This is a genomic window from Acidiferrobacteraceae bacterium (assembly GCA_037388825.1).
Taxonomy (GTDB): Bacteria; Pseudomonadota; Gammaproteobacteria; order Acidiferrobacterales; family JAJDNE01; genus JARRJV01.
The window spans coordinates 14,108-38,460 of the sequence record JARRJV010000016.1 but is presented as its reverse complement, the minus strand read 5'-3'; the positions used below and the strand labels follow the sequence as shown (position 1 = coordinate 38,460).

Here is a 24,353-nt window from a genome sequence, read left to right as displayed (position 1 = left end):
GCGGTCATTGAATTTGCGCGAAATGTTGCAAAGCTCGAAGGCGCCCACAGCACCGAGTTCGATCGATCCACCCCGTACCCGGTCATCGCCCTGATTACGGAATGGCTGAACGCGGACGGCTCGGTCGAGGTCCGTGACGAGAATACCGATCTGGGGGGGACCATGCGCCTGGGCGGCCAGACCTGTGTCCTGCAGCCGGGCACGCGTGCCCGCGAGCTGTACGGCAAGGATCGCATCGTCGAGCGTCATCGTCACCGCTACGAATTCAACAATCTCTATCGCGAGCGACTGGAAAAGGCCGGCATGGTGGTGGCCGGCACTTCGGTCGATGGCAATCTGGTAGAAATCATCGAACTTCCGAAACATCCCTGGTTTATTGGTGTACAATTCCATCCGGAATTCACCTCCACCCCCCGCGACGGGCACCCGCTGTTCAGCGGATACATCGAGGCCGCGCGAAGCTACCGCAAGGCCAGCGGGAAACAACAGGTTTTTGCATAGATGAATCTCTGCGGTTTTGAGGTCGGCCTGGATCGGCCGTTCTTTCTCGTTGCGGGTCCCTGCGTGATCGAATCACGGCAACTGGCCCTGGACACAGCCGGCCAGCTTAAGGAAATCACCGGGCGGCTCGGCATTCCCTTCATTTACAAGTCTTCCTTCGACAAGGCCAATCGCAGTTCGCACCAGTCCTTTCGCGGCCCCGGCATGGAAGAGGGTCTGGATATTCTGCGTGAGGTGCGCGAAAGCGTGGGCGTTCCGGTGCTGACGGATATCCACGAAGTCGATCAGATCGAGGCCGTGAGCGCGGCGGTGGACGTCCTGCAGACCCCGGCCTTCCTGTGTCGGCAAACGGATTTCATCCAGGCCGTGGTGGCGGCCGGAAAACCGGTCAACATCAAGAAGGGCCAGTTCCTGGCGCCGGGCGATATGAAGAACGTCGTCGACAAGGCGGTAGCGGCCGGAGGACGCGAGCGGGTGATGGTGTGCGAGCGTGGTGCAAGCTTCGGCTACAACAATCTGGTTTCGGACATGCGCTCGCTGGCGATCATGCGGGATACCGGCTGTCCGGTGGTCTTTGATGCGACCCACTCGGTGCAACTGCCCGGAGGACAGGGAAACCGTTCCGGCGGGCAACGGGAATTTGTCCCGGTGCTGGCCCGCGCCGCGGTTGCGGCCGGGGTATCGGGGCTGTTCATGGAAACCCATCCGGATCCGGACCAGGCCCTGAGCGACGGACCCAATGCATGGCCACTGGGAAAGATGGAGGCCCTGTTGGGAGTTCTGATGGAGATAGATGCGGCCGTCAAGAAGCGCGGCTTCTCGGAAATGGATTTGTAGGCGCGCGGCACGGTGGTGCCGGGTAACAGGAACGCAAGCAACAGGTTATACGCTCTATGCCCATGATTACGAATGTCCATGCGCGGGAGATACTCGACTCGCGCGGAAACCCCACGGTAGAGGCGGAGGTGACCCTGGAGTCCGGGGCCTTCGGTCGTGCCGCGGTTCCTTCCGGTGCCTCCACCGGCTCACGCGAAGCGGTGGAATTGCGCGACGGAGACGCAACTCGCTTTGGCGGAAAGGGTGTATTGAATGCCGTAGCCAATGTAAACGGGGAGATTCGGGAAGCCCTGCTTGGAAAGGACGCCCGACACCAGCAGGCTATCGATGAAACCCTGATCCGCCTGGACGGCACCGAAAACAAGAGTCGCCTGGGTGCCAATGCCATCCTGGCGGTTTCCCTGGCCGTGGCGCGTGCTGCGGCGGCCCAGCACGGGCAGCCCCTGTATCGTTACCTGGATCAGGGTCGGGGGTTCCTGCTACCGGTCCCCATGATGAACATCATCAATGGCGGGGTACATGCAGACAACAGCGTGGACCTGCAGGAGTTCATGATCATCCCCGCCGGTTTCGATCGCTTTTCCGAGGCGCTGCGTTGTGGCGTGGAGGTATTTCATGCGCTCAAGGGCGTGCTGAAGGGAAAGGGCCTGAATACCAGCGTGGGTGACGAAGGCGGGTTTGCGCCCAATCTCGAATCCAACGAAGCTGCCCTGGTCGTCATCATGCAGGCAATCGAGGCGGCGGGATATCGCGCCGGGGAGCAGGTGTTTATCGGCAGCGATGCCGCCAGTTCCGAATTCGCGGTCGACGGGGGCTATCACCTGGGTTCCGAGGATGCACAGCTGAGTTCGGCAGAGTTTATCGATCTGCTTGCCGGCTGGATGGACAAATATCCGATTCTCAGCATCGAGGACGGCATGAGCGAGGACGACTGGGATGGTTGGGCCCTGATGACGGAGCGGCTGGGCAAACGCGTGCAACTGGTCGGGGACGATCTGTTCGTGACCAATACGAAGATTTTCCAACAAGGTATCGAGCGCGGAATCGCCAATTCCATACTGATCAAGGTGAACCAGATCGGGACTCTTACCGAAACCCTGGCGGCGATCGATATGGCCCGGGATGCCGGTTACACATCCGTGGTGTCGCACCGTTCGGGCGAGACCGAGGATACAACCATCGCGGACATCACAGTCGCGGCGGCGACCGGTCAGATCAAGACCGGTTCCCTTTCCCGCTCGGACCGCGTCGCAAAATACAACCAGCTCCTGCGGATTGAGGAGGAGTTGGGCGAGGACGCGAGATACCCGGGGCTCGGGGCATTCCCTCTGCACGGCTAAAGGCGCGTCTATGGGCCAAACCGGGGAAAGCGGTAGAATAGGCCTATGCGTATCCTGACCTATGGCCTGGTCGCCCTGCTGGTATTGCTCCAGTATCCGCTCTGGTTCGGGAGCGGGGGCGTGCTGGCCTATTGGCGGCTGCACCGCGAGGTGCAGGAACAAACCGCCAAGAACGCCGAACTGCGCGAACGCAATCTCACCCTACAGGCGGAGGTCGTCAATCTGAAAAGCGGCCTGGATGCGATCGAGGAGCGTGCCCGGGAGGAACTTGGCATGATCCGCCCCAACGAAACCTTTGTCCGCGTTGTTGAGGGGAAAAACGGCAACGGCAGCGCGTCGGAGAAGGGGGCGGGTTCCGATACGCCCTAGCGTGTGCCGGTTTCCAGCACAAAGATCAGCAGCACGAACAGAAAGAATCCGAACTCCGCCAGCGTAATCAGGTAGAGCATCCAGACCACCCGGCGCGCCGAAGGAGTCATGGGCATCCAGACGCGCCGCATATACCACCGCCACCCCGGCAACCAGGACCAGCGGCGTATGCGTTGAAAATACGCATTGAGGGCACCGGCCCAGGCAGGCAGGCTCTTGTCCGCCAGTTTCGGCTCGTTGTCCGATTCGGTTGCGGCGGGTTCACCATAATCGTCGACGACCGTAACGATACTACCATTAGCCAACGGCGCGATCAGGAAGATTGTCGCTTTCTTGATCCCTTCGTAGTAGCGAATGCGTATACGTTCCTCGCTGTCCACGAGCAGTTCGACGTCCGTTTCCAGTCGCTGCTGGTTGCTGCTGTTGTCCATCACAATGTGAAAATGCTTTCCGTCGCTGGCCGTCCAGTCGCGAAATACGTAGTAGGGATTGATCCGCAACATTGCCTCAACGTCACGACACAGCGCCGCAACCTGTTTTGGAGCCAGCGGTGCGTAGAAGCGCGACCACGCAAAATCAGGAGAATCAATCTGCGGAGCTTCGTCCGGAATATCCGGTTTTCGATTCATTCGGAACTACGCCGGCCGGGGGGCGATCACGAGGGGTGCCCGCAGTCCCGCCGCCAACTTGTCCGCGTAAATACGGGAGCGCAGACCCGGCTCACCGCGGGGGCGGGGTGCACCGATAACGACCAGTTCGTAGCGATTGTGCGAATCCTGTTCCAGCACGGCCTGAGTCGGTTTGCCCAGCACCACCGTAAGCCGGTAGCGCAGGGCCTTGCGTTCGCACTCCCGGGAGAGCCGGGTGACATGGCGCTGGATTTCCTTCTCCAGTTCTGACTCCACGTAGTCCCCGTAGATCTTGCGGGTCGAGGCATTGTTGAGCCAGTCGTCACCCATCATGCCTTTCCAGAAATCCGGTACGACAAGCAGGTGGTCAATCACGGCGCCACGGGCCGCGTGTTTCAGGGCAAAGCGCTCGGCCGCCCGTGCCCCGCGGGTGTTGTGGCTCGCTAGCAGAATTCGTTTTGCGGACATCATGCGTCCTCCGGCAAAAAAATCCCGGGTCCGTACATGGACCCGGGAAGTTGGAGGTGGAGTCGTCTTACTTCGGCACAAACATGACGACTAGACCGACCAGGATGAGCGAGAACACCAGTGCAACAAAATCCTCGGCACGGTCACTCTTGAAGATGGACAGGGCCGAGCCTCTCTCGAATTTTTGTTCAGCCATAGCTGTTTCTCCTTTACGTTTTCGTCAGATCGTTTCGCGTACGAACATCCATACGACAACCAGTGCGCCCACCGCCTTGATGGTGCCAACGATGGTGCCGATGACCAGGGGCTGGCCGCCGGCCTGCTTGATGGACGAGAAGGTGATTTGCATGCCCAGACCCACCAGGCCGAAGGCAAAGAACCATACGATCAACGCGCGGAACTTTTTGACGCGTTTTGCAGTATGGCGAACCGACTTGTGCGCCCCTTTGAGGATGTGGTTGGCATCCTTGCTGAGGATGTTGGCGTTCACCAGGCCGCGCAGGGTGTCATCGTCATCGATGGACATCACCTTGCCGTTCTCGATCAGGTTGTTCAGTGCAGTGCGGCGATCGGCACGCTGTACCTTGCCGGATTCCGCCCGCAGCTTGGCAATGTCATCACTCTTTAACAGCTTGCTTTCGCTGATATTGTTGTCGAAGTACTTGCCCTTGTAGTGATTGGCCGGCGCAAAGATGCCAGTGGAGGAAAGCGCAAACACCAGGATGAAACCCAGGACAAACACGGGAAATTTGCCAACAATAACCTGACCCACGCTGATCTGCTTCGCACCTTCCTCGCGGCGGACGTACCACACGGCCAGCCACAGGACAATGATCGGCAGGAACAGCACGCGGGTGATATTGAAGATTTCGGCAACCTTCAGGGTTTCAATCCCGTCCGGCTGGAACGCCAGGGCAGCCCCCGCGACCTGCGCCGAATTCAGGATGCCGGTACCGGCCCAGGCGCCGAACTGCACCGGTCCCAATCCCAGGGCGTGGCCGATGGGCGGGAACAGGAACATCATCAGCACGCCCCACAGCAGGATGGTACCAATCGTATACGCGATCTCGGTGGACTTGGCCTGTACTACCGGAGAGGCGGCCACGGTAGCGGATACACCACATACGCCCATGCCGGCGGAAAGCACGCCACCCATGGAGTTGGGGATGTTGCGCCGGGCGCCGATCCAGAGCACCAATCCGACCGATCCAAGAACGAAGAACCCGATCATCACCACCGACAGCGTTCCCAGTTTCTGCAGTTCGGCGATACTGTACAGGGCCCCCAGCAGGATCACGCCGGTCTTGAGACCGAGGCGTGAGAGCCGTACACCATTTTCGGCCCATTGCGGAATGCGGAAATAGTTGACGATGATGATGCCGCCGAGGATGCCGAGGACGACGTAGTTCAGACCCAGAAGCTTGTGGATGGGTTTTCCGGTCCCGCCGACGTTGCCCATGGCCTTGCTCGCTTCCGCGACCAGCGGAGCGACACCCCATTTGACGGCTGCCGCCACCAGCAGAATGAACAGGACTCCCCCGGCCGTAGATAGATAGTAGTCGAGATGGCCTTCCTTCTGCGGCGCGATCATTTGCCAAAGGCCAATAACGATGCCGATGATGCCCGCGGTCAGCGAGATGGCCACCATCTCGTCGGCGTGTTTCGTCTGATGCAAATAGTTCAGGACACCGTCCAGCGCGTGCTGCTGGACCGCCCAACCATAGGCCGCAAAGATAATGCCCATGATGAGCGTCGCCGGTGTCTTCCGGGTATAGATCATGGCGTACTCCTCCGTGGTTGTTTTCGTCGTGAGGTCAATCTTTAGGATTGACGCTATTTTTCGTTTTATGGCTATTTATTTAGTACTTGCTTATATGCCGAATTACCTTCTGCGGCACACGACGATTCAAGCATAACGCTAGGGGGGGTACAAGATAGACAAACAATAAAACAAACGTTAAGACGCGTCTGTATTAGCCAAAAAAAGCCAACAGAAAAGGATACAGAACCTTAACAATAAGGAAGGATACAGTGGTGGCTAGGGGCGCTGGGGGGCCGGCAGCGAGTAAGGCAATTCGCCCAAGGTAAGCGTCGGTCCATCGCTCGCACCCAGATGAACCACGCCGTTCTCTGCTGCCTCAATCTGGATGACCGCCAGCAGATCGGAACCGCCGGTTGGCGCGACGCGGGCGCTTACAATGGTTCCGGCGGCCTGGTCGCCAAAGGAATCCGCAAACAGTTTGTCGCCCGCCCGGGGTACATCGTTGGCGTCTACATGGGCGCCGTACATCCTCTGCTTCAAGCGACCGAGATAGTGCATCCTCGCCACGATTTCCTGACCCGGGTAGCAGCCTTTCTTGAAGTTGATCCCATCCAGGGCATCCAGGTTGATCATTTGCGGCACGAAGGTCTCGCTGGTTTCAGGCAAGACAATCGGGATTCCGTCCTGGATGTCCAGCCATTCCCATGGCGTGGTTCCGACCGGTCGCAGCAGGGCGCTCAATCGCTGCCACAGCTGAGGCGCCTGCTCAACCGGCACAATGATTTCAAAGCGGGTCCGGCGCGTGCCCACACGTATGGCCGTGATGTCCTTTGATGACGCGCATGAATCCGTTTCGCTCGGGGTTGAGCCGACAAGGTCCTGAATCGCGGCGGCGGAACTGGCGCCCGATACCCCCAGTACGACGGATTCGTCCAGCGGTTCGAGGACAACCTTTGACCGGAGAACGAACATGCGCAGGCGGTTTACGATTGAATCGCGCAGGTTCGTTGGCAGGATCAGCAGCCAACCATCCTGTTTTCGCAGTACACGGAAGACGGCGAGCGCGCGCCCCTGGGCCGTGCAATAGGCGCTGAGCTGGGTGTGTTGGTCGTCGAGCAGACGCAGGTCGTTCGTGAACTGACCAAGCAGAAATTCCTCGGCATCCTCCCCGGATACCCGAATCACGCTCCGCTGCAACAACGGCGCAACGACGCCATTGGTCGCAGCTGCCCGAACCTCATCCTTCGGGTCTCCGAACCGAAGCTCATTTTCGGGGTCTATTTCCGCATGATTCTCGATCAGAAATTGGTTCCAGCCCTCATTCACCAGAACAGCCCTCTCGTATAATATGGTTGGACGTCGCCATGGACGGCAAATGATAAACGAATCGATGGACGAGGAAACCCTTGCCACACGTGGTCAACAACAATAATCCTGCGGGCGAATCCCGCGCCCGGACCGTGGATTTGCCGCTGCTGAAAATTCGGCTCCCGGCCAGTGGCATTGTATCGATTGTTCACCGTGTTACCGGCGTAATCCTGGCGATTCTGATCCCTTTTCTGGTGTATGGGTTGCAGGTTTCGCTGAGCGGAGCTGCCGGCTTTCACGAGATATCCCGGTGGACGGACCGGATTCCGGTTCGTGTCTTTCTGGCGATCATCATTCTGATTCTCGCCCAGCATTTCTTTTCCGGGATTCGCCATCTGCTGATGGACCTGCATGTCGGGCTTAGCCGGAGCGCGGCCCGCAACAGTGCCTGGGCAACGTTTGCGGCGACCTTGGTCGTTGCCGCGGTCCTGTACCTCGGGGTTTCCTCGTGAGCATGCGGACGCCAGGCAGTGCCGGCAGCGGTACCGGCGAGTGGCTGTGGCAACGCCTGTCGGCGGTTTATCTGGCCGGATTCGGTCTGCTGGAACTGGTGTACCTCCTTTTTCACCCGGTTCACGACTACGCCAGCTGGAGACAACTGTTTCATCAACCGGTCCTGCGGGTCCTTTGGCTCCTGGGTTTTGTCGCGCTCCTGACTCACGCATGGATTGGATTGCGCAGTGTGTATCTCGATTATCTGCACCGGTTCTGGCTTCGTTTTTCCGCGACCATGGCGAGCGCCATCTTTTTGTTCGCGTGCGGCGTGTGGTTGGTGTTGGTCCTGTTCCAGGGAGTCGCCTGAATGGCGGTCGCGCGACGCCGGTTCGACTGCCTGGTTATCGGAGCCGGAGGGGGTGGCCTGCGTTCGGCCCTGCAGCTGGCCCAGGCAGAGGCCCACGTCGCGGTTGTATCCAAGGTTTTTCCGACGCGTTCCCATACCGTGGCCGCACAGGGAGGCATGAATGCGGCCCTGGGTAACGTCATGCCGGACAACTGGCATTGGCACATGTATGACACTGTGAAGGGGAGCGACTATCTCGGTGACCAGGATGCCATCGAGTACATGTGTCGCGCGGCTGCGCGCCTGGTGGTGGAACTGGAGCACTACGGTGTCCCGTTCACCCGCCTGGACAATGGCCGAATCTACCAGCGACCCTTCGGTGGCCAGAGCCAGAACTTCGGCGGCGAGCAGGCGGCACGTACGTGCGCGGCGGCGGATCGCACCGGTCATGCCATCCTCCATTCCCTGTACCAGCAAAACCTGCGCGCCAAGACCCATTTTTTCGACGAGTACTTTGTCGTTGACCTTGTAGTCGACGATGAGGGTTATGTCCTCGGGGCCCTGGCCCTGGAAATCGAAACCGGCGAGCCCCTCCTGATCGAGGCCAAGACCACCTTGTTGGCGACCGGCGGCGCCGGGCGAATGTTTCGCACCACGACCAACGCCATGATCAATACGGGTGATGGCATGGCAATGGCGCTGCGTGCGGGCTTTCCCCTGCAGGACATGGAGTTCTTTCAGTTCCATCCGACCGGTATCGCGGGAGCCGGCGTGCTGATCTCCGAAGGTGTACGAGGGGAGGGCGGCTATCTGGTCAACCGTGACGGCGAACGGTTCATGGAACGCTATGCACCCCATGCCAGGGACCTCGCCAGCCGGGATGTGGTCAGCCGGGCCATCGCCACCGAGGTGCGTGAGGGGCGTGGTTGTGGGCCGGCGCAGGACTACGTGCTGCTCAAGGTCGATCACCTCGACGCCGACATCATTCGCCAGCGCCTGCCCGGGATCCGCGAGCTCGCCATGCGCTTTGCCGGTGTCGACCCGGTGGAGCAGCCCATCCCGGTGTATCCGACGGCGCACTACACCATGGGCGGGATTCCGACCAATCGGGCCGGACAGGTAGTGGTGCCGGTGGATACAGGTCCGGAGGAAGCGGTGCCCGGCCTGTACGCGGTTGGCGAATGCGCATGTGTATCGGTGCACGGGGCCAATCGACTGGGCGGAAATTCGCTACTCGACATTGTCGTCTTCGGGCGCGCCGCCGGGAACCACATCCTGGAGTACCTGGCCCAGAATCGTCACCATCGGGGTGTCCCGGATGCGGCCGTGGAGCGCGCCCTGGCGCGGCTTCATCGCTGGGACCGGCGCGGCGACGGCGAATCGGTAGATGGGCTCCGCGACGAATTGGCGCGGACCATGGAAAACTATTGCGGTGTTTTTCGTTCCCAGGACGTGCTGGACGAAGGAGTAGAACGGGTTCTGGCACTGGAACGCCGAATGCAGGATGCGACCCTGAAGGATCACAGCCGGATCTTCAATACCGCACGCATCGAGGCCATGGAACTGGAGAACCTGATGGAATGTGCGTTGGCCACGGTTGTGTCTGCGGCCGCCCGTAGCGAAAGCCGGGGCGCGCATTCGCGACTCGATTATCCGAAGCGCGACGACGCGCAGTGGCTGAAACACTCGCTGTACTTCCGGGAGGGCAGGGTTCTGGATTACAAACCGGTCCGCCTGAAACCCCTGACCGTTGAAACGCTGAAGCCCAAGGAACGCGTGTACTGACCGCCAGGAATGTCGTCGCAGGAGGTGCTGTCGAAATGAGATTCTCCGTCTACCGATTCAATCCGGATACCGACCCGGCGCCGTACATCCAGGACTACGAACTGGAGCCGAATCACGAAGCGACCATGTTGCTCGATGCCTTGCTGCTGCTGAAGCGACAGGACGACAGCCTCAGTTTCCGCAGGTCCTGCGGGGAGGGCGTATGCGGATCCGATGCCATGAGCATCAACGGCCGTAATGGTCTGGCCTGTATCACCCCCTTGTCCGAACTCGGCAACCACGTAACCCTCAGACCGCTCCCCGGTTTGCCCGTCATCCGCGACCTGGTCGTCGATCTGAGCCAGTTCTACAACCAGTACAAGGCGGTCAAGCCATGGCTGATCAATCGCGACCCCGAGCCGGAGATTGAGCGCCTGCAGTCCCCGGAAGATCGCAAACGTCTCGATGGTTTGTATGAATGCATCCTGTGTGCCTGCTGTTCGACCTCCTGTCCGTCCTTCTGGTGGAACCCGGACCGTTTTCTCGGGCCTGCCGCGCTGCTTCAGGCGTGGCGATTCCTGGCGGACAGCCGGGACCAGGCCGGGGGCGAGCGGCTGGACGAGCTTGAGGATCCCTATCGCCTGTTTCGCTGTCACACCATCATGAACTGTACCGACGTTTGTCCCAAAGGCCTGAATCCCACCCGCGCCATCGGTCATATCAAACAAATGCTGGTGCGGAGACGGCTGTGAATGCGGCCGGGGAAGCGGAGGACCGCCGTCTGCGCTGGCGTTGCCGGCGCGGGCTGCTGGAACTCGACCTGTTGCTCGAACGGTTTCTGGTGCAGGACTACGATCGCCTCAGTCAGTGGGAGAAGGACTGTTTTGCGCGCCTGCTGGAGACCGACGACAATACCCTGCTGGGATATTTCAATGGAGTGAGTACACCGGATGAAAAGGAATTCATCGAACTTGTCAAACGGATTCGCGCTTGATGCTCCCGTCGAGTTGAGTCGCTCGCCACAGCTGGCAATCTTCTGTCTCTTCAGTCACATGGGTGCCCTCGCGTCCGTGTTTGCGGTTTCCCTGCCTCTGCTGGTTCGCATCGGTATGGTGTTCGCAATCGCCGTCAGCCTGGCATCGATCTGGCGTCGGCATGTATCGCGCAAACACAGCCATGCCGTACGGGTCCTTCGGCCTTCGGGCATGGATGGCCTGCGCCTGGTTCTCGGCGATCGCCGCGAAGAAGTGGCGACCCGCATCGGCCCGGTGTTCGTGCACCCGTGGGTGGTCCTGGCATCCATGCAGACCGACTGTGGACGCCACGCCGTGGTGGTCCCGCGGGATGCCACGTCCGCCGAGGCCTTCCACCGGCTGCGGGTCTTCCTGCATACGAACCGCGCTGGCTAGGCGCGTCGACGGACGGGCGGTCTCTCCGGAACCATTACCGTGTCTTGCGGCGGTTCGGCCGAGGGCTGGGGATAGTCGCGGGTGTAGTGCAGGCCGCGACTTTCTTTTCGGCTCTGGGCAGAGCGGATGATCAGTTCCGCTACCACCACCAGATTGCGCAACTCGAGCAGGTCATTGCTGATCCGGAAGTTGGCGTAGTATTCATGAATCTCCTCGTTGAGAAGATCCGCGCGGTGCAGGGCCCGCTGCAGTCGTTTACTGGTTCGGACGATTCCCACGTAGTCCCACATGAACCGCCGAAGTTCATGCCAGTTGTGTGAGACCACGACCTCCTCATCGGCGTCAGTGACGCGGCTTTCGTCCCAGGCGGGCAGCGTCTGGGCTTCTGCCCCGGGCTCATCGCGGCGCGCATCGATATCCCCGGCGGCAGACTGGGCGAAGACAAGGCATTCCAGGAGCGAGTTGCTTGCCAGCCGGTTGGCGCCGTGCAGACCGGTATGGGCGCATTCGCCGATGGCGTACAGGCCGTCGAGATCGGTACGGCCGCGCAGATCGGTCATGATTCCGCCGCAAGTGTAGTGCGCCGCGGGCACCACCGGAATGGGCCCGGTGGTCATGTCGTAGCCCAGGTGTTTGCATACCTTGTAGATGTGGGGGAAGTGCTCAATGATGAATTCCGCCGGCTTGTGGCTGATATCCAGAAGCACGAAGTCCACGCCGTGGCGTTTCATCTCGAAGTCGATGGCGCGGGCGACGATGTCGCGCGGCGCCAGTTCGCCCCGTGGATCGTGACGGCTCATGAACGGTGTTCCATCGGGGAGGAGCAAGCGGCCGCCTTCGCCCCGAACCGCCTCCGAGATCAGAAAGGACTTGGCATGGGGGTGGTGCAGACAAGTCGGGTGAAACTGGACGAACTCCATGTTGGCCACGCGGCAGCCGGCGCGCCAGGCAATGGCAATTCCGTCCCCCGTGGAGGTGTCCGGGTTGCTGGTATACAGGTACACCTTGGATGCGCCACCGGTGGCGAGAACCACAAAGCGGGCGGCGAACAGTTCCACATGGCCGGTTTCCTTGTTCAGGACATAGGCGCCCAGGACCCGGTCTGTTCCGGCCTGGCCGAGCTTGTTTCGGGTCAGGAGGTCGACGGCGATATGGTGCTCCAGGAGACGGATATTCGGGTGGCGTCGCACCTGCGCCTCCAGCGTGTTTTCGATCGCCTTGCCGGTCTGGTCCGCGGCGTGAATCACGCGCCGGTGGGAATGGCCGCCTTCCCGGGTCAGATGATAGCCCTCGTCGTTTCCCCCATCGCCATTCTTGGTAAACGGGACACCCTCGTCGATCAGCCATTGGATGGCCTCCGGGCCGTGTTCCACGACAAATCGTACGGTATCGGCATGGCACAGGCCGGCTCCGGCGTTCAGGGTATCTTCAACATGGGAGGCGATGGAGTCTTCCTGGCGGTCCAGAACGGCGGCAACCCCTCCCTGGGCGTAGAGGCTGGAGCCTTCGTTCAGCGCCGCCTTGGCCAGGACGGTCACGCGGGTCCGGGGGGCGAGGCGCAGTGCAAGGGTAAGACCGGCGACGCCGGCGCCGATGATCAGGACCTCGGTTTCATGCGACGAAGGCATTGGGGCAGGGCGGAGACCGTGTTTTTGCGGTATCCTAGCACACGCCAGCGGGCAGGTTGATCTATTTGCCTGGGCGCGGGCAGCCATCAATATGAACAAGATTTCGGGTAAAACTCACTTTTTCACGAACTTTGTCCGGGCCCGGCGGTCTCTATCTATGACGCGCGCCCGGGGTTCGAACGGCAACAGCAGGGGCTTCGGGTATCTTGGACGAACGTAGCGTCGATGCGGAGATTGTCGCCCGGGTGCAGCGGGGGGACAAAGCGGCCTTCGATCTGCTGGTACTGAAATATCAGCACAAGGTGGCCAAGCTGGTTTCCCGCTACCTGCGCGACAGTGCCGAGGTTCAGGATGTCACCCAGGAGGCCTTTATCAAGGCCTACCGTGCACTGGCCGGCTTCCGGGGAGACAGCGCTTTTTATACCTGGCTGTACCGGATCGCCATCAACACGGCGAAGAATTTTCTGGTTTCCCAGGGACGTCGGCCTCCCAGTTCGGATGTGGATGTCGACACGGCGGAAGGGCTGGAAAGCGCAGGCGAGCTCCGGGAAGTCGCCACGCCGGAGCGAAATTTGCTCCGGGATGAGATCGCTGAACGGGTGCAGAACGCGATTGACGGCTTGCCTGAGGATTTGCGTGCCGCAATTCTCATGCGCGAGATTGACGGTCTAAGCTATGAAGATATTGCTCAGGCCATGGATTGTCCGATTGGAACCGTACGGTCACGGATTTTTCGGGCACGCGAAGCGATAGAAAAGGAGTTGGCGCCCTTGCTCGGCGGGGACTGAGGTGCGCAAGTAGTATACGGCTCGGGGGTACTGTAGTGATGAAAGAGAAATTATCGGCGTTGATGGATGGTGAGCTGGATCGCAGGGCGACCGGTGACGTGTTGCAGACACTGGTTCGCGATTCCAGTCTGCGGTGTAGCTGGGAACGGTGGCATCTGATCCGGGCAGCCTTGCACCAGGATCTGGTGGAAACACCGGTGAGCGGCGTTGCGTCAGCAACGGCCGGCGACCTGCATGAAGAGGCAACGGTTCTTGCTCCTCGTGGACGGTTGCTGCCGGATCGACGGGATCTTGGCCGATGGATAGGCGGTGCCGCCATTGCCGCATCCGTGGCCGCGGTATCCGTGGTCGGCATCCGGATGGTGAGTCCGGTTCCGGGGACGCAGCCGACACAGCTGGCAACGACCCAGCCTGCCCCGAACGGTAATGTCGTTCGAACCAGCGACACACGCTGGAACACGATTTCCCCGGATGTGGAAAATGATCTCAACCTGTACATGGTCGAGCATAGCGAATTCACTCCGACTTCCAGAATGAACGGAATGATGTCCTACGTCCGGATTGTGGGATACGATAGCGAGCAATGAGTCCGTTTCTGCGGCATTCCCGCTATTCCACCTTTCTCGTTTTCATACTGAGCAGTTCCGCGGCCATGGCGGCGGGCAAGTCCGCTCGCGACTGGATGATGTCCATGGGCCGGGCAGTGCAGGAGCACAACTATGCGGGCACGTTTGTCTATCGGCATGGTGACCAGATCGAGGCCATGCGGATCGTGCATCGGGCGAGGAATGGGAAGCCGCGCGAGCTTCTGACCTCGCTCAACGGGGTAGCCCGGGAAATTATTCGCAACGACCGGGACGTCGTGTGCTATCTGCCGGACAGGAATTCCGTGGTCGTCGAACACCGCAAGACCAGTGACAAGAGTTTCCCGGCCCTTCTGCCAAAGCGCCTGGACCGGGTGACCCGCAACTATACGCTGATGCTTGGTGGCGTGAATCGCATCGCCGACCGGATGGCGCAGATGGTGGTCGTAAAACCCCACGACCGCTATCGATACGGTTACCACCTCTGGGCAGACAGGAAGACCGGATTGCTGTTGAAGTCCAACCTGGTGGACCCGCAGGGACACATCATCGAGCAGTTCATGTTTACCAACATTTCCATTGATCACCCGATCGCGGACAAGGACCTGCAGCCACGGTACACGGGCAAGGGCATGGTGTGGCACCGCGAAACCGACAGTTCCGCGAAGCCGACCATGGAAACCCATTGGCGCGCAACGCGCCTGCCGTCCGGTTTCGAGCTGACGAAACAGATTTCCCGCAAGGGTCCGATGCACAAGCAGGAGATCGAGCATCTCGTGTATTCGGATGGCCTGGCAGCGGTGTCGGTGTTTATCGAGCGCAAGGACGAGCGGGCGAAACACTCGATACACGGTGCCACGGGGATGGGCGCGGTCCATGCCTACGGCCGGGTCGCGGGCGACGACCATATTACTGTCGTGGGCGAGGTGCCGCCCGCCACGGTGGCCATGATCGCGGACTCGGTATCACCCCGTACGGAAAAGCCCTGAACCGCCCTCGGCATATTTCTCTCGCTGGCGGGATCGGCTATGATACGCGCGGCTTCGGTGCTGAACGCCTGACCCCCCTTCAGAACACTTCATCCAGACCGGGGCCCTGACTGCTGGTCCCCGACCCATGAAACACTGGAATCCGGAACGAATCCGCAACTTCTCCATCATCGCCCACATTGATCACGGGAAATCGACTCTGGCAGATCGGTTTATCCAGGTCTGTGGCGGACTGACCGATCGCGAGATGGAGGAGCAGGTTCTCGATTCCATGGAACTGGAGCGTGAACGCGGAATCACGATCAAGGCCCAGCAGGTGGCGCTGGACTACACGGCGAAGGATGGTCATACCTATCGCCTGAACATGATCGACACCCCGGGTCACGTGGACTTCTCCTACGAGGTTTCCCGTTCCCTTACCGCCTGTGAGGGTGCGCTACTGGTAGTTGACGCCTCCCAGGGTGTCCAGGCGCAGACCGTGGCCAACTGCTACACCGCGGCGGAACTGGATCTCGAGATCCTTCCGGTGCTCAACAAGATCGACCTGCCGGCCGCCGATCCGGAGCGGGTGATTGCCGAGATCGAGGACATCATCGGCATCGATGCCCAGGACGCGATTCGCGCCAGTGCCAAGACCGGGGAAGGGGTAACGGAGATCCTCGAATCCATCGTCCACCGCATTCCTCCGCCCCGTGGCGATGCAGACGCTCCCCTGAAGGCACTGATTGTGGACTCCTGGTTCGACAACTACCTCGGGACGGTCGTCCTTGTCAGGATCATGGATGGGACTCTGCGCGCACGCGAGCGGATCCGCATGATGGCCGTGAAGAGCGAGTATGAAACCGACGAGGTTGGCATTTTCACGCCGAAGAGAAAGCGGGTCGACGCGCTGTATGCCGGCGACGTGGGATATGTGATTGCCGGAATCAAGGAAGTCCACGGTGCCCGTGTTGGCGATACGATCACGCATGCGCGCCAGCCGGCGGCAGAAGCGCTTCCCGGATTCAAGGAGATCAAGCCCCAGGTTTTTGCCGGCCTCTATCCTGTCGATTCCTCGGACTACGATGCCTTTCGCGAGGCACTGGAAAAGCTCAGCCTGAATGATGCTTCGCTGAGCTTCGAGCCTGAAACATCGCAGGCGCTGGGCTTCGGCTTTCGGTGCGGCTTCCTCGGCATGCTGCACATGGAGATCATCCAGGAACGCCTGGAACGGGAATACAATCTGAATCTCGTCACCACTGCGCCCACGGTGATTTATCAAATCGTTGACACTTCCGGGGCTGTGATCGAGGTTGAAAATCCGGCAAAGCTCCCGGAGCCATCAAGGATTGCCGAGTTTCGAGAACCCATTGTGCGGGCGCACATCCTCCTCCCCCAGGACTACGTGGGTGCGGTCATCGGCCTGTGCGTGGAGAAGCGGGGTGTTCAAACCCATATGCAGTATATGGGGCGGCAGGTCATGCTAAGCTACGAATTGCCACTGAACGAGATCGTGCTGGACTTCTTTGATCGTCTGAAATCGGTAAGTCGCGGATTTGCATCCCTGGATTACGAGTTCGTCGAGTTTCGACCGTCGCCGATGGTAAAGCTCGATGTGATGATTAACGGGGAAAAAGTCGACGCGCTTTCGATCATCGTGCATCGGGACCAGGCCCAGTATCGGGGACGCGAACTGGCCAGGAGATTGAGGGAGATCATTCCCCGGCAGATGTTTGACGTGGCCATTCAGGCGGCGATTGGATCGAAAATCATTTCGCGTGAGACCGTGAAGGCCCTGCGCAAGAACGTGACGGCGAAGTGCTATGGCGGAGATGCGACCCGTAAACGGAAACTGCTGGAGAAGCAGAAGGCCGGCAAGAAGCGTATGAAACAATTCGGATCGGTAGAGATTCCACAAGAGGCGTTTCTTGCGGTACTTCGGGTAGACGAGAACAAGTAATGGATTTTTCGGCATTGATGTTGTGGCTGCTGCTGATTGCCGGCGGCATCTGGGGGTTCGATCGGGCGATCCTGCGCGCGCGCCGCCGGCGCCGGGCAGAGGCGGTGAAAGCGGAAGGCGGAGACGAAACCGCGATTGCCGCCGTGGAGCACGAACCGCTCGTGGTGGAGTACGCACGAACCTTCTTCCCGGTGATTCTGGTCGTGTTCGTGCTGCGGGCCTTTATCGCCGAGCCATTTACGATTCCTTCCGGGTCCATGCTGCCGAGTCTGGTTCCCGGCGACTATATTTTGGTTAACAAGTTCCGCTATGGAATTCGCCTGCCAATTCTTGACGTGAAACTGATACCCGTGAGCGAACCTCATCGCGGCGACGTGGTGGTATTCCGGTATCCCCAGGATCCCTCGAAGAACTATATCAAGCGGGTGGTGGGCATACCGGGTGATGATGTTATATACGAAAACAAGAAGTTGACAATTAACGGGAAGGCCGTAACCCGGACCGCGGATCCTCCGGTGCAAATCCGGGAGATTGGCGAACGATTGGCCCAAATGCGGCAGTGGACAGAGGATCTGGGCGGGGTCCGGCATCACATTCTTACCGATCCGGGAAGTGGCGGCGCGCCAAAGTTGGAAATTCACGTCCCGGCGGGCCATTATTTCGTTATGGGTGATAACCGGGATCGAAGCAACGACAGTCGCTACTGGGGATTCGTTCCGGAGCAGAACCTGATCGGTCGTGCATTTTTTATCTGGTTCAGCTACGACGAGCTCGGCGAGAAAGGCTGGATCTGGAATCGTATTTTCTGGAAACGTATCGGCGAAACCATTCACTAGAACTGCCGGAGGTAGATATGCAGGGCACAAGCAGCCAACGTGGCATCACCCTCTGGGGTGTTGCTTTCATTATTTTCATTGGCGTGTTTTTTCTTTTTCTGGCGTTCAAGCTGGTGCCTCCGTACATTACCGATGCCGAGATCGGCTCGGCCTTGCGGCGGGTGGCCAGCCAGCCAGGCGCGGGCGATATGACGATACAGGATATCCGTGCAAGCATCTCCAAACAGTTCGATGTCGATTACATTACATCCATGGATCCATACAAGGATGTGCAAGTCACGGCCACATCGGGAGGAAAGACCATTAATGCGGACTACTCGGTCGAGATTCCCATGGCAGGAAATATTTCCGCCGTCATCTATTTCGATCATGAAGTCACGGTGCGCTGACTTTGGTTGACGCCGTCCGCGGTTTTCTGGAGAGACTGGGATACCAATTCACGGACGGTAACCTCCTGGAACGGGCGCTGACCCACCGCAGCCGGGCCGCAGACAACAACGAGAGACTCGAGTTCCTGGGTGACAGCGTGCTCGGGTTTACCATTTCCTCCTATCTGTATGAGCGCTTTCCAAAGCTGACCGAGGGTGAGCTAACGCGCCTGCGTGCACGCCTGGTCAGAAAAGAAAGCCTGTCCGAGCTTGCGCGTCGCCTGGAACTCGGTCCGGCCCTGCGCCTCGGCCCTGGCGAATTGCGGACCGGAGGATTCGATCGGGGCTCCATACTGGCTGACGCTCTGGAGGCGGTCTTCGGCGCAATCCTGATGGACAGTGATTTTGGCGTCGTGCGGGATGTGATTTTGCGGGTCTACTCGGACAAGCTGTACGATCTCGATGCCCGTGCTACGGAAAAGGATCCAAAGACCCGGCTCCAGGAGTATCTGCAGAGCCGAGGCCTGCCTACGCCCGACTACCGGGTTCTGGAGGTTTCCGGCCAGGCACACGCCCAGAACTTTCACGTGGAGTGTTCCGTGAGTAGCCTGTCCGATCGCGTGGAGGGCTCGGGTCGCTCGCGGCGGGCCGCGGAGCAGGATGCGGCGGAAAAGGCCTTGTCCCTGCTCGAAGCCGACTGATGGAAAGCCAAATGCGCGCAGGGCTTGTCGCCTTTGTGGGTCGTCCCAACGTCGGCAAATCAACGCTGATGAACCGTATTATCGGCGAAAAGGTCAGTATCACGTCCCGCCGCCCCCAAACCACCCGACACCGCGTTGTTGGAATCAAGAATCGGGCCGACGGACAGCTCGTGCTGGTGGATACGCCGGGGATGCATGGAGGCGAAAGCCGCCTTTTGGGCCGCTATATGAAACGTGCCATCGTCGGGGCGCTGCATGGTGTCGATTGCGTGGCCATGGTGATCACGGCGGAGGGCTGGCGGGAAATGGATGAGCCTGTGCTCGAGGCCGTTCGCGCCCAGCCCGTGCCGGTGATCCTCGTCATCAACAAGATCGATCGTTTGCCCACCCCGGAGGCCCTGCTTCCGCTGATCGAGTCTTCCGGCAAAAAGATGTCCTTCGCGGAAATCGTTCCCGTATCCGCTGCCCGCGGGACAAATGTGAACGAGCTCGAAGATGTGTTGATGAAATACCTTCCGGAACAGCCGCCGATCTATCCGCAGGACCAGCTCACCGATCGAAGCGAGCGGTTCCTGGCGGCGGAACGAATTCGGGAGCAGGTGTTTCGTGCCGTGGGTGATGAAATCCCCTATGCCACCGCGGTCGAGATCGAGCGCTTTCGTCGCGACAACAAGAAGCTCAATATTGATGCGCTTATCTATGTAGAAAAACCGGGACAGAAGGCGGTGCTTATCGGCAAGGAGGGCGAGCGGATCAAGGCGATCAGCAGTGCCGCGCGACTGGAGATGGAAAAGCTGTTCGGTGAAAAGGTTTTCTTGCGCGTGTGGGTCAAGCTGCGTGAGGGCTGGGCAGACAGTGAACGCGCCCTGCACGGACTGGGGTATATAGACGAGGACCGCTGATGCGAGTTGCACAGCAGGCAGCATTTGTTCTGCATCAGCATGACTACAGCGAAACGTCGCTCCTGATCGAATTGTTCACCCGCGATCATGGCCGGATTGGTGTGCTGGCCAAGGGGGCCCGTCGACCACGCAGCCGGCAGCGTGCCCTGTTGGCACCGTTCCAGCCCTTGCTGGTGTCCTGGTCCGGGACCGGTGAGTTGGGCGTCCTGGGAGCGGTCGAGGCTGCGGGACCATCACGCGCCCTGACGGGCGACGCTGTCTACTGTGGCTTTTACATCAACGAGCTGCTGATGCGCCTGCTGCATCGGCATGATCCCCACGAAGAATTGTTCGACGCCTATGTGCAGGGCCTCGATGAGCTGGGCAGGGGAGGGAATCTGGATGTGGCGCTGCGCCGCTTTGAATACCGTTTGTTGCAGGAGCTGGGTTATGGTCTGGTTCTGGACCACGATGTGACCAATAATGCAGCCATCGATGCCGATGCCCTGTACCAGTATGTGCCCGACGAAGGGCCCCACCGCATCGTCGGCCAGCCCGGCGAAGCCCGGATTCACGGGCAAACCCTGCTGGCGCTGGAACGAGGCGAGATCGACGAGCCCTCGGTGTTGATGGAGCTGAAGGGCCTGATGCGGACCGTGATTGCGCATCGCCTCGACTACAAGCCTCTGCAAAGTCGGAGAGTCTTTAGCGCGGTGACGTCACGCCGCGCCGTAGAAGAAGAAGGAGATCAAGATTGATCCAGCTTGGTGTGAACATCGACCATGTGGCCAGCCTGCGCCAGGCGCGTGGCACCCGCTATCCCGATCCGGTGTACGCCGCAATGGAAGCCGAGCTTGCGGGCGCGGACGCGATCACGATGCACCTGCGAGAGGACCGGCGTCACGTTCAGGAGCGGGACGTGGAACTGGTGCAGCAGGCGAAACAGACTCGCCTGAACCTTGAAATGGCGGTAACCGCGGAGATGCTGGAGTTTGCGACCCGGCTCCACCCCGAAGACTGCTGTCTGGTGCCGGAACGTCGCGAGGAGCTTACCACGGAGGGAGGACTGGACGTGGCCGGGCAGGAGAACCGGATTGCCGATGCCTGCGCGCAGCTGGCGGAGGCGGGGGTACGGGTTTCTCTCTTTATCGACGCTGATCCGGCACAGGTGGAGGCAGCGGAACGCGTGCGCGCACCCGTGATTGAGATTCACACGGGACACTTCGCCGACATCGTCGGCGCACGCGAGCGCCACGGGGAACTGACCCGGATTCAGCAGGCGATCCGTCTGGGTCAGGACCTGGGTCTGCAGGTCAATGCGGGTCACGGCCTGCACTATCACAATGTCCAGGAGATCGCCGCCATACCCGGGGTCGCCGAACTGAACATCGGTCATTCCATCGTTGCCCGGGCTGTTTTCACCGGCTTCCGCGAAGCGGTTCGGGAGATGAAGGCGCTGATGTGCGCAGCGGCCGCGGAATGATTTTCGGCATCGGCACCGATATCGTCCAGGTAGGGCGGATGGAGCGCATCCTCACACAGCGGGGCGACCGCTTTGCACGCCGGATCCTGACCGACCGCGAATACGGGGATTTCCAGCGCGCTCAGGCACCGGCACACTTTCTGGCCAAGCGGTTTGCCGCCAAGGAGGCGACGGCCAAGGCGATGGGCACGGGCTTCCGCAAGGGTCTGCATCTTCGGCACATTGGCGTCTCACACGACGCCAATGGCCGTCCCCTCCTTGAATTCGATGGCTATGCGGCAGAATTCGTGGCCAGCCACGAGATTCGCTCCGCGCACCTGAGTCTCGCGGATGAGCGGGAATACGCAGTCGCCTTCGTGACCCTCAGTACCGACTGAGCCGTCGAGCGCGTGCCTAGTCGCGCACGATCTCGCCCCTGAAGCCAAGGATTACGGCGATGCCCATGAGGCCGAAGCCCGCGAGGACCAGTACCGGGCCGATGACGGCCAGCGGGCCCGTGGTCCACGAGATGGCCCATCCCCATTGCAGGACAACGGCGAGGTACCAAATGCCCGAGTGCAGTACCGCGCCGCCGATGAACAGCCAGCTGAGAATCTGCTTGTACAGGATCGGCAGGGCAAGGAAGCACAGGACAATTCCGGCAACGACATTCAGCAGGGCCTCGAGATTTCCGTGCGCATGGGGACCGCCCTTGATAGCGTCGACGGGTGCCTGCGCGTTCAGGTTGGCCGACAGGGCGAGGATGGCCCCGGTGTTCGCTTCGGCAATCTGTTTCGGAGTCATGGTATTCAGGTTTTCATCAACGAAACCATTGCTCTGGGCCAGCTGAAGGGCGCTCATCTTGGCCTGTTTCGCGGCCTGGCTCTGGGCGACCGCCGGAAACTGGGTCACGATCATGTAGGGACCCAGGGACGCGCTCAGTACGAGATAAAGAAAGCCAAAAGCGATGTTCTTCTTTCCGATCATTCCAGTCTCCTCCTGCGGCAATGTTCTTTAGAATGGGCCCCACTGTAACGATTCGATGCTGCGCCCGACAAGGGCGCTCAGGCGATTCCACCCATTTCTGGTGTCGATCCCCGAAACCTCCACCTTGCCAAGGTTTCCGCTACGGTTTTCGGCTATAACTGTATTTGGCATACGCTATGCAAGGTCTTGCATCGATGGATCAGGAGAAGGGAATGTGAAACCCGTCAGGGCGGGGCTGGCTGGAATACTCCTGGTGTGGGTCGTGGCCCTCATGGGTTGCCAAACCGGGCCCTCTGGCGAACTGGCGCGGCCGCCTTCCGGCACGACCCGGCCGGAATTGCTGAAACTGCACCGCGAGGGCCGGCATGGGGACCTCCGCGCGCAGGCCTTGCTGGGCATGATGTATGGGTCCGGTGTTGGAGGGCTTCCCCGGGACGGGAAACGGGCCTTTTACTGGACAAAGCTGGCCGCCGAACAGGGTAATGTCCGGTCGCAGTATAATCTTGGCGTGTTCTTTGCACAGGGACTGGGTACGCAGCAGAATCTGGAACGGGCCGTCTACTGGTTCCGGCGCGCAGCACAGCAGGGCCTGGCCGAGGCCCAGCTACATATGGGCCTGATGCGGGAAAAGGGGTGGGGGATTCATCGCTGCCCGTATGCCGCATCTTACTGGTATTTTCAGGCGGGGGAGAGCTATCTCGCTCGCGGCGATTTTCGCAAGGCCCGCTATGCCGCCGAAGAGATCAACCGGCTTCTGCCCGGCTATTATCTGGCTACGGAACTCGCGGACGAAATCTTCCTGTACGCGCCCTAGGGTCGCGATGGGATCGGGAAAGAGAAAGAATAACCGAATGAGCGAAGAAACCGCACGCATTCTGGTCGTGGATGACAACGCGAACAACTGTGAGTTGTTAACGCGGCGTCTGGCCATGCGCGGCTACGATGCGGAAAGCGTGCAAAGTGGCCGGCAGGCGATTGCGGCAATCGAAGCCGGTCCATTCGACCTGGTCCTTCTCGATATCGTTATGCCGGAGATGAGTGGCTACGATGTTCTGTGGGCAATTCGTGAGAAGCGCGGGCGGGCCGAGTTACCGGTGATCATGGCAACGGCACGGGACGACAGCCAGGATATTATCGAGGCGCTGGAACTGGGTGCGAACGACTATGTGACCAAGCCCATCGACATGAAGGTCATGATGGCGCGAGTGGACACACAACTCGCATTGAAGTTCACCAATGATCATAACCGGAAACTGTTGAGCAGACTGGAGGCTCGCAACGACTTCATTCGCGCCGCCTTTGGGCGCTATCTCACCGATGAGGTCGTGGAACAGCTGCTGGACTCACCCACGGGTTTGGCCCTCGGCGGCGATTTGCATGAACTGACGATCCTGTTTGCAGATTTGCGGGGTTTCACCCCGCTTGCCGAACAATTGTCACCCACCGAGGTGGTTCGCCTGGTCAATAATTTCTTTGGTGTCATGACGGACGTCATTGGCGTGCATGGAGGCACAATCAATGAATTTTTCGGCGACGGAATTCTTGCCTTCTTTGGCGCCCCCGTGCCGATGGAGAATCATGCCCGCACTGCAGTCGCGTGCGCCCTGGAGATGCAACAGGCGATGGAAGACGTAAATCGCATCAACGGGATGGATGGCCTGCCAACGGTGGAGATGGGGATCGGTCTCAATACCGGCGACGTGGTCGTCGGGAATATCGGGTCCGAGAAACGGATCAAGTACGGAATCGTCGGCAACGCCGTCAATGTCGCTGCGCGTATCCAGGCCAGTTGCGACGGCGGACGTGTGCTGGCTTCCGAATCTACTGTGACCTGCGCAGGAGAAGGTCTGGACCTGGACGGTGTCTACGGTGTGCGCGCCAAGGGCCTGCAGCAGGCGGTGACGGTGTACGACATTCGCGGGATTGGGGGCGAATACGACATCCGGCTCGACAAGCCGTCTC

30 protein-coding genes are annotated in these 24,353 nt (G+C 60.1%); 23 read left to right on the top strand and 7 right to left on the bottom strand.

Going from position 1 to position 24,353, the window contains the following annotated elements:
* From P8X48_04500 to ftsB, 4 genes are all read left to right on the top strand, one after another.
* Positions 1 to 501, top strand: a 501-nt coding sequence (locus P8X48_04500) for a gamma-glutamyl-gamma-aminobutyrate hydrolase family protein (GenBank protein ID MEJ2106580.1), incomplete at its 5' end; no start/stop codon positions are given.
* The gene (gene kdsA / locus P8X48_04495) at positions 502 to 1,338 is read left to right on the top strand and encodes a 3-deoxy-8-phosphooctulonate synthase (protein ID MEJ2106579.1); all 837 of its coding nucleotides are present in this window, start codon (positions 502 to 504) and stop codon (positions 1,336 to 1,338) included.
* Positions 1,339 to 1,394: 56 nt separating this feature from the next.
* Positions 1,395 to 2,678, top strand: a complete 1,284-nt coding sequence (gene eno / locus P8X48_04490; protein MEJ2106578.1) for a phosphopyruvate hydratase — start codon at positions 1,395 to 1,397, stop codon at positions 2,676 to 2,678.
* Between the two features lie 45 nt (positions 2,679 to 2,723).
* Complete coding sequence (ftsB, locus tag P8X48_04485) at positions 2,724 to 3,047, top strand: cell division protein FtsB (GenBank protein MEJ2106577.1); 324 nt, start codon at positions 2,724 to 2,726, stop codon at positions 3,045 to 3,047.
* On the opposite strand, the gene P8X48_04480 is transcribed toward ftsB, so the two are convergent.
* From P8X48_04480 to P8X48_04460, 5 genes are all read right to left on the bottom strand, one after another.
* Positions 3,044 to 3,676, bottom strand: coding sequence for a hypothetical protein (locus P8X48_04480; GenBank protein MEJ2106576.1), 633 nt, complete (start codon positions 3,674 to 3,676; stop codon positions 3,044 to 3,046). The genes ftsB and P8X48_04480 overlap by 4 nt on opposite strands.
* Positions 3,677 to 3,682: 6 nt before the next feature.
* Positions 3,683 to 4,144 carry a universal stress protein gene (locus P8X48_04475; GenBank protein MEJ2106575.1) on the bottom strand — a complete coding sequence of 154 codons (462 nt, stop codon included), beginning with the start codon at positions 4,142 to 4,144 and terminating at the stop codon, positions 3,683 to 3,685.
* A 67-nt stretch (positions 4,145 to 4,211) separates the two neighbouring features.
* A complete protein-coding gene (locus tag P8X48_04470) occupies positions 4,212 to 4,340 on the bottom strand; it encodes a hypothetical protein (protein MEJ2106574.1) in 129 nt (42 codons plus the stop codon).
* Positions 4,341 to 4,364: 24 nt separating this feature from the next.
* A complete protein-coding gene (locus P8X48_04465) occupies positions 4,365 to 5,924 on the bottom strand; it encodes a putative sulfate exporter family transporter (GenBank protein ID MEJ2106573.1) in 1,560 nt (519 codons plus the stop codon).
* 258 nt (positions 5,925 to 6,182) lie between these two features.
* Positions 6,183 to 7,232, bottom strand: coding sequence for a folate-binding protein YgfZ (locus tag P8X48_04460; GenBank protein MEJ2106572.1), 1,050 nt, complete (start codon positions 7,230 to 7,232; stop codon positions 6,183 to 6,185).
* Positions 7,233 to 7,321: 89 nt separating this feature from the next.
* On the opposite strand from P8X48_04460, the gene sdhC reads away from it, so the two are divergent.
* Genes sdhC through P8X48_04430 form a run of 6 tightly spaced genes read left to right on the top strand, consistent with a single transcriptional unit; the run spans position 7,322 to position 11,228 of the window.
* Complete coding sequence (sdhC, locus tag P8X48_04455) at positions 7,322 to 7,726, top strand: succinate dehydrogenase, cytochrome b556 subunit (GenBank protein ID MEJ2106571.1); 405 nt, start codon at positions 7,322 to 7,324, stop codon at positions 7,724 to 7,726.
* 2 nt (positions 7,727 to 7,728) lie between these two features.
* Positions 7,729 to 8,076, top strand: coding sequence for a succinate dehydrogenase, hydrophobic membrane anchor protein (gene sdhD / locus P8X48_04450; GenBank protein MEJ2106570.1), 348 nt, complete (start codon positions 7,729 to 7,731; stop codon positions 8,074 to 8,076).
* Positions 8,077 to 9,840 carry a succinate dehydrogenase flavoprotein subunit gene (gene sdhA / locus P8X48_04445; protein MEJ2106569.1) on the top strand — a complete coding sequence of 588 codons (1,764 nt, stop codon included), beginning with the start codon at positions 8,077 to 8,079 and terminating at the stop codon, positions 9,838 to 9,840.
* 35 nt (positions 9,841 to 9,875) lie between these two features.
* Complete coding sequence (locus P8X48_04440; protein MEJ2106568.1) at positions 9,876 to 10,571, top strand: succinate dehydrogenase iron-sulfur subunit; 696 nt, start codon at positions 9,876 to 9,878, stop codon at positions 10,569 to 10,571.
* On the top strand, positions 10,568 to 10,813 hold the full coding sequence (locus tag P8X48_04435; protein ID MEJ2106567.1) for a succinate dehydrogenase assembly factor 2: 246 nt from the start codon (positions 10,568 to 10,570) through the stop codon (positions 10,811 to 10,813). Before P8X48_04440 ends, P8X48_04435 begins: the two co-directional genes overlap by 4 nt.
* On the top strand, positions 10,791 to 11,228 hold the full coding sequence (locus P8X48_04430) for a hypothetical protein (GenBank protein ID MEJ2106566.1): 438 nt from the start codon (positions 10,791 to 10,793) through the stop codon (positions 11,226 to 11,228). Before P8X48_04435 ends, P8X48_04430 begins: the two co-directional genes overlap by 23 nt.
* On the opposite strand, the gene nadB is transcribed toward P8X48_04430, so the two are convergent.
* Positions 11,225 to 12,856: an L-aspartate oxidase gene (gene nadB, locus P8X48_04425; protein MEJ2106565.1), complete on the bottom strand. Its 1,632-nt coding sequence runs from the start codon at positions 12,854 to 12,856 to the stop codon at positions 11,225 to 11,227. The genes P8X48_04430 and nadB overlap by 4 nt on opposite strands.
* A 206-nt stretch (positions 12,857 to 13,062) precedes the next feature.
* Here nadB and rpoE point away from each other — a divergent pair, with 206 nt between their 5' ends.
* From rpoE to acpS, 11 genes are all read left to right on the top strand, one after another.
* Positions 13,063 to 13,644, top strand: coding sequence for an RNA polymerase sigma factor RpoE (rpoE, locus tag P8X48_04420; protein MEJ2106564.1), 582 nt, complete (start codon positions 13,063 to 13,065; stop codon positions 13,642 to 13,644).
* Positions 13,645 to 13,682: 38 nt separating this feature from the next.
* On the top strand, positions 13,683 to 14,231 hold the full coding sequence (locus P8X48_04415; GenBank protein MEJ2106563.1) for a sigma-E factor negative regulatory protein: 549 nt from the start codon (positions 13,683 to 13,685) through the stop codon (positions 14,229 to 14,231).
* Positions 14,228 to 15,217, top strand: a complete 990-nt coding sequence (locus tag P8X48_04410; GenBank protein ID MEJ2106562.1) for a MucB/RseB C-terminal domain-containing protein — start codon at positions 14,228 to 14,230, stop codon at positions 15,215 to 15,217. The genes P8X48_04415 and P8X48_04410 overlap by 4 nt, the downstream gene beginning before the upstream one ends.
* Before the next feature lie 127 nt (positions 15,218 to 15,344).
* On the top strand, positions 15,345 to 17,156 hold the full coding sequence (lepA, locus tag P8X48_04405) for a translation elongation factor 4 (protein ID MEJ2106561.1): 1,812 nt from the start codon (positions 15,345 to 15,347) through the stop codon (positions 17,154 to 17,156).
* The gene (lepB, locus tag P8X48_04400; protein MEJ2106560.1) at positions 17,156 to 17,992 is read left to right on the top strand and encodes a signal peptidase I; all 837 of its coding nucleotides are present in this window, start codon (positions 17,156 to 17,158) and stop codon (positions 17,990 to 17,992) included. Before lepA ends, lepB begins: the two co-directional genes overlap by 1 nt.
* Before the next feature lie 17 nt (positions 17,993 to 18,009).
* The gene (locus P8X48_04395) at positions 18,010 to 18,381 is read left to right on the top strand and encodes a DUF4845 domain-containing protein (GenBank protein MEJ2106559.1); all 372 of its coding nucleotides are present in this window, start codon (positions 18,010 to 18,012) and stop codon (positions 18,379 to 18,381) included.
* A gap of 2 nt (positions 18,382 to 18,383) precedes the next feature.
* Positions 18,384 to 19,061: a ribonuclease III gene (rnc, locus tag P8X48_04390; protein MEJ2106558.1), complete on the top strand. Its 678-nt coding sequence runs from the start codon at positions 18,384 to 18,386 to the stop codon at positions 19,059 to 19,061.
* An 11-nt stretch (positions 19,062 to 19,072) separates the two neighbouring features.
* Complete coding sequence (era, locus tag P8X48_04385; protein ID MEJ2106557.1) at positions 19,073 to 19,963, top strand: GTPase Era; 891 nt, start codon at positions 19,073 to 19,075, stop codon at positions 19,961 to 19,963.
* On the top strand, positions 19,963 to 20,700 hold the full coding sequence (recO, locus tag P8X48_04380) for a DNA repair protein RecO (protein ID MEJ2106556.1): 738 nt from the start codon (positions 19,963 to 19,965) through the stop codon (positions 20,698 to 20,700). The genes era and recO overlap by 1 nt, the downstream gene beginning before the upstream one ends.
* On the top strand, positions 20,697 to 21,425 hold the full coding sequence (gene pdxJ, locus P8X48_04375; GenBank protein ID MEJ2106555.1) for a pyridoxine 5'-phosphate synthase: 729 nt from the start codon (positions 20,697 to 20,699) through the stop codon (positions 21,423 to 21,425). Before recO ends, pdxJ begins: the two co-directional genes overlap by 4 nt.
* Positions 21,422 to 21,802: a holo-ACP synthase gene (gene acpS / locus P8X48_04370; GenBank protein MEJ2106554.1), complete on the top strand. Its 381-nt coding sequence runs from the start codon at positions 21,422 to 21,424 to the stop codon at positions 21,800 to 21,802. The genes pdxJ and acpS overlap by 4 nt, the downstream gene beginning before the upstream one ends.
* Before the next feature lie 16 nt (positions 21,803 to 21,818).
* Here the strand turns inward: acpS and P8X48_04365 are convergent, their stop codons facing one another.
* Complete coding sequence (locus P8X48_04365; GenBank protein MEJ2106553.1) at positions 21,819 to 22,391, bottom strand: hypothetical protein; 573 nt, start codon at positions 22,389 to 22,391, stop codon at positions 21,819 to 21,821.
* A 214-nt stretch (positions 22,392 to 22,605) separates the two neighbouring features.
* Here P8X48_04365 and P8X48_04360 point away from each other — a divergent pair, with 214 nt between their 5' ends.
* On the top strand, positions 22,606 to 23,205 hold the full coding sequence (locus P8X48_04360) for a tetratricopeptide repeat protein (GenBank protein ID MEJ2106552.1): 600 nt from the start codon (positions 22,606 to 22,608) through the stop codon (positions 23,203 to 23,205).
* A gap of 37 nt (positions 23,206 to 23,242) precedes the next feature.
* Positions 23,243 to 24,353: adenylate/guanylate cyclase domain-containing protein (locus tag P8X48_04355; protein ID MEJ2106551.1), on the top strand; the 1,111-nt coding region annotated here is incomplete at its 3' end.

Bases quoted from the DNA above. Each gene is read 5' to 3' on its own strand.
- kdsA (MEJ2106579.1), top strand. From the start codon at position 502: ATGAATCTCTGCGGTTTTGAGGTCGGCCTGGATCGGCCGTTCTTTCTC.
- eno (MEJ2106578.1), top strand. From the start codon at position 1,395: ATGCCCATGATTACGAATGTCCATGCGCGGGAGATACTCGACTCGCGC.
- ftsB (MEJ2106577.1), top strand. From the start codon at position 2,724: ATGCGTATCCTGACCTATGGCCTGGTCGCCCTGCTGGTATTGCTCCAG.
- P8X48_04480 (MEJ2106576.1), bottom strand. From the start codon at position 3,676: ATGAATCGAAAACCGGATATTCCGGACGAAGCTCCGCAGATTGATTCT.
- P8X48_04475 (MEJ2106575.1), bottom strand. From the start codon at position 4,144: ATGTCCGCAAAACGAATTCTGCTAGCGAGCCACAACACCCGCGGGGCA.
- P8X48_04470 (MEJ2106574.1), bottom strand. From the start codon at position 4,340: ATGGCTGAACAAAAATTCGAGAGAGGCTCGGCCCTGTCCATCTTCAAG.
- P8X48_04465 (MEJ2106573.1), bottom strand. From the start codon at position 5,924: ATGATCTATACCCGGAAGACACCGGCGACGCTCATCATGGGCATTATC.
- sdhD (MEJ2106570.1), top strand. From the start codon at position 7,729: ATGCGGACGCCAGGCAGTGCCGGCAGCGGTACCGGCGAGTGGCTGTGG.
- sdhA (MEJ2106569.1), top strand. From the start codon at position 8,077: ATGGCGGTCGCGCGACGCCGGTTCGACTGCCTGGTTATCGGAGCCGGA.
- P8X48_04440 (MEJ2106568.1), top strand. From the start codon at position 9,876: ATGAGATTCTCCGTCTACCGATTCAATCCGGATACCGACCCGGCGCCG.
- nadB (MEJ2106565.1), bottom strand. From the start codon at position 12,856: ATGCCTTCGTCGCATGAAACCGAGGTCCTGATCATCGGCGCCGGCGTC.
- P8X48_04415 (MEJ2106563.1), top strand. From the start codon at position 13,683: ATGAAAGAGAAATTATCGGCGTTGATGGATGGTGAGCTGGATCGCAGG.
- P8X48_04410 (MEJ2106562.1), top strand. From the start codon at position 14,228: ATGAGTCCGTTTCTGCGGCATTCCCGCTATTCCACCTTTCTCGTTTTC.
- lepA (MEJ2106561.1), top strand. From the start codon at position 15,345: ATGAAACACTGGAATCCGGAACGAATCCGCAACTTCTCCATCATCGCC.
- lepB (MEJ2106560.1), top strand. From the start codon at position 17,156: ATGGATTTTTCGGCATTGATGTTGTGGCTGCTGCTGATTGCCGGCGGC.
- P8X48_04395 (MEJ2106559.1), top strand. From the start codon at position 18,010: ATGCAGGGCACAAGCAGCCAACGTGGCATCACCCTCTGGGGTGTTGCT.
- era (MEJ2106557.1), top strand. From the start codon at position 19,073: ATGCGCGCAGGGCTTGTCGCCTTTGTGGGTCGTCCCAACGTCGGCAAA.
- recO (MEJ2106556.1), top strand. From the start codon at position 19,963: ATGCGAGTTGCACAGCAGGCAGCATTTGTTCTGCATCAGCATGACTAC.
- acpS (MEJ2106554.1), top strand. From the start codon at position 21,422: ATGATTTTCGGCATCGGCACCGATATCGTCCAGGTAGGGCGGATGGAG.
- P8X48_04365 (MEJ2106553.1), bottom strand. From the start codon at position 22,391: ATGATCGGAAAGAAGAACATCGCTTTTGGCTTTCTTTATCTCGTACTG.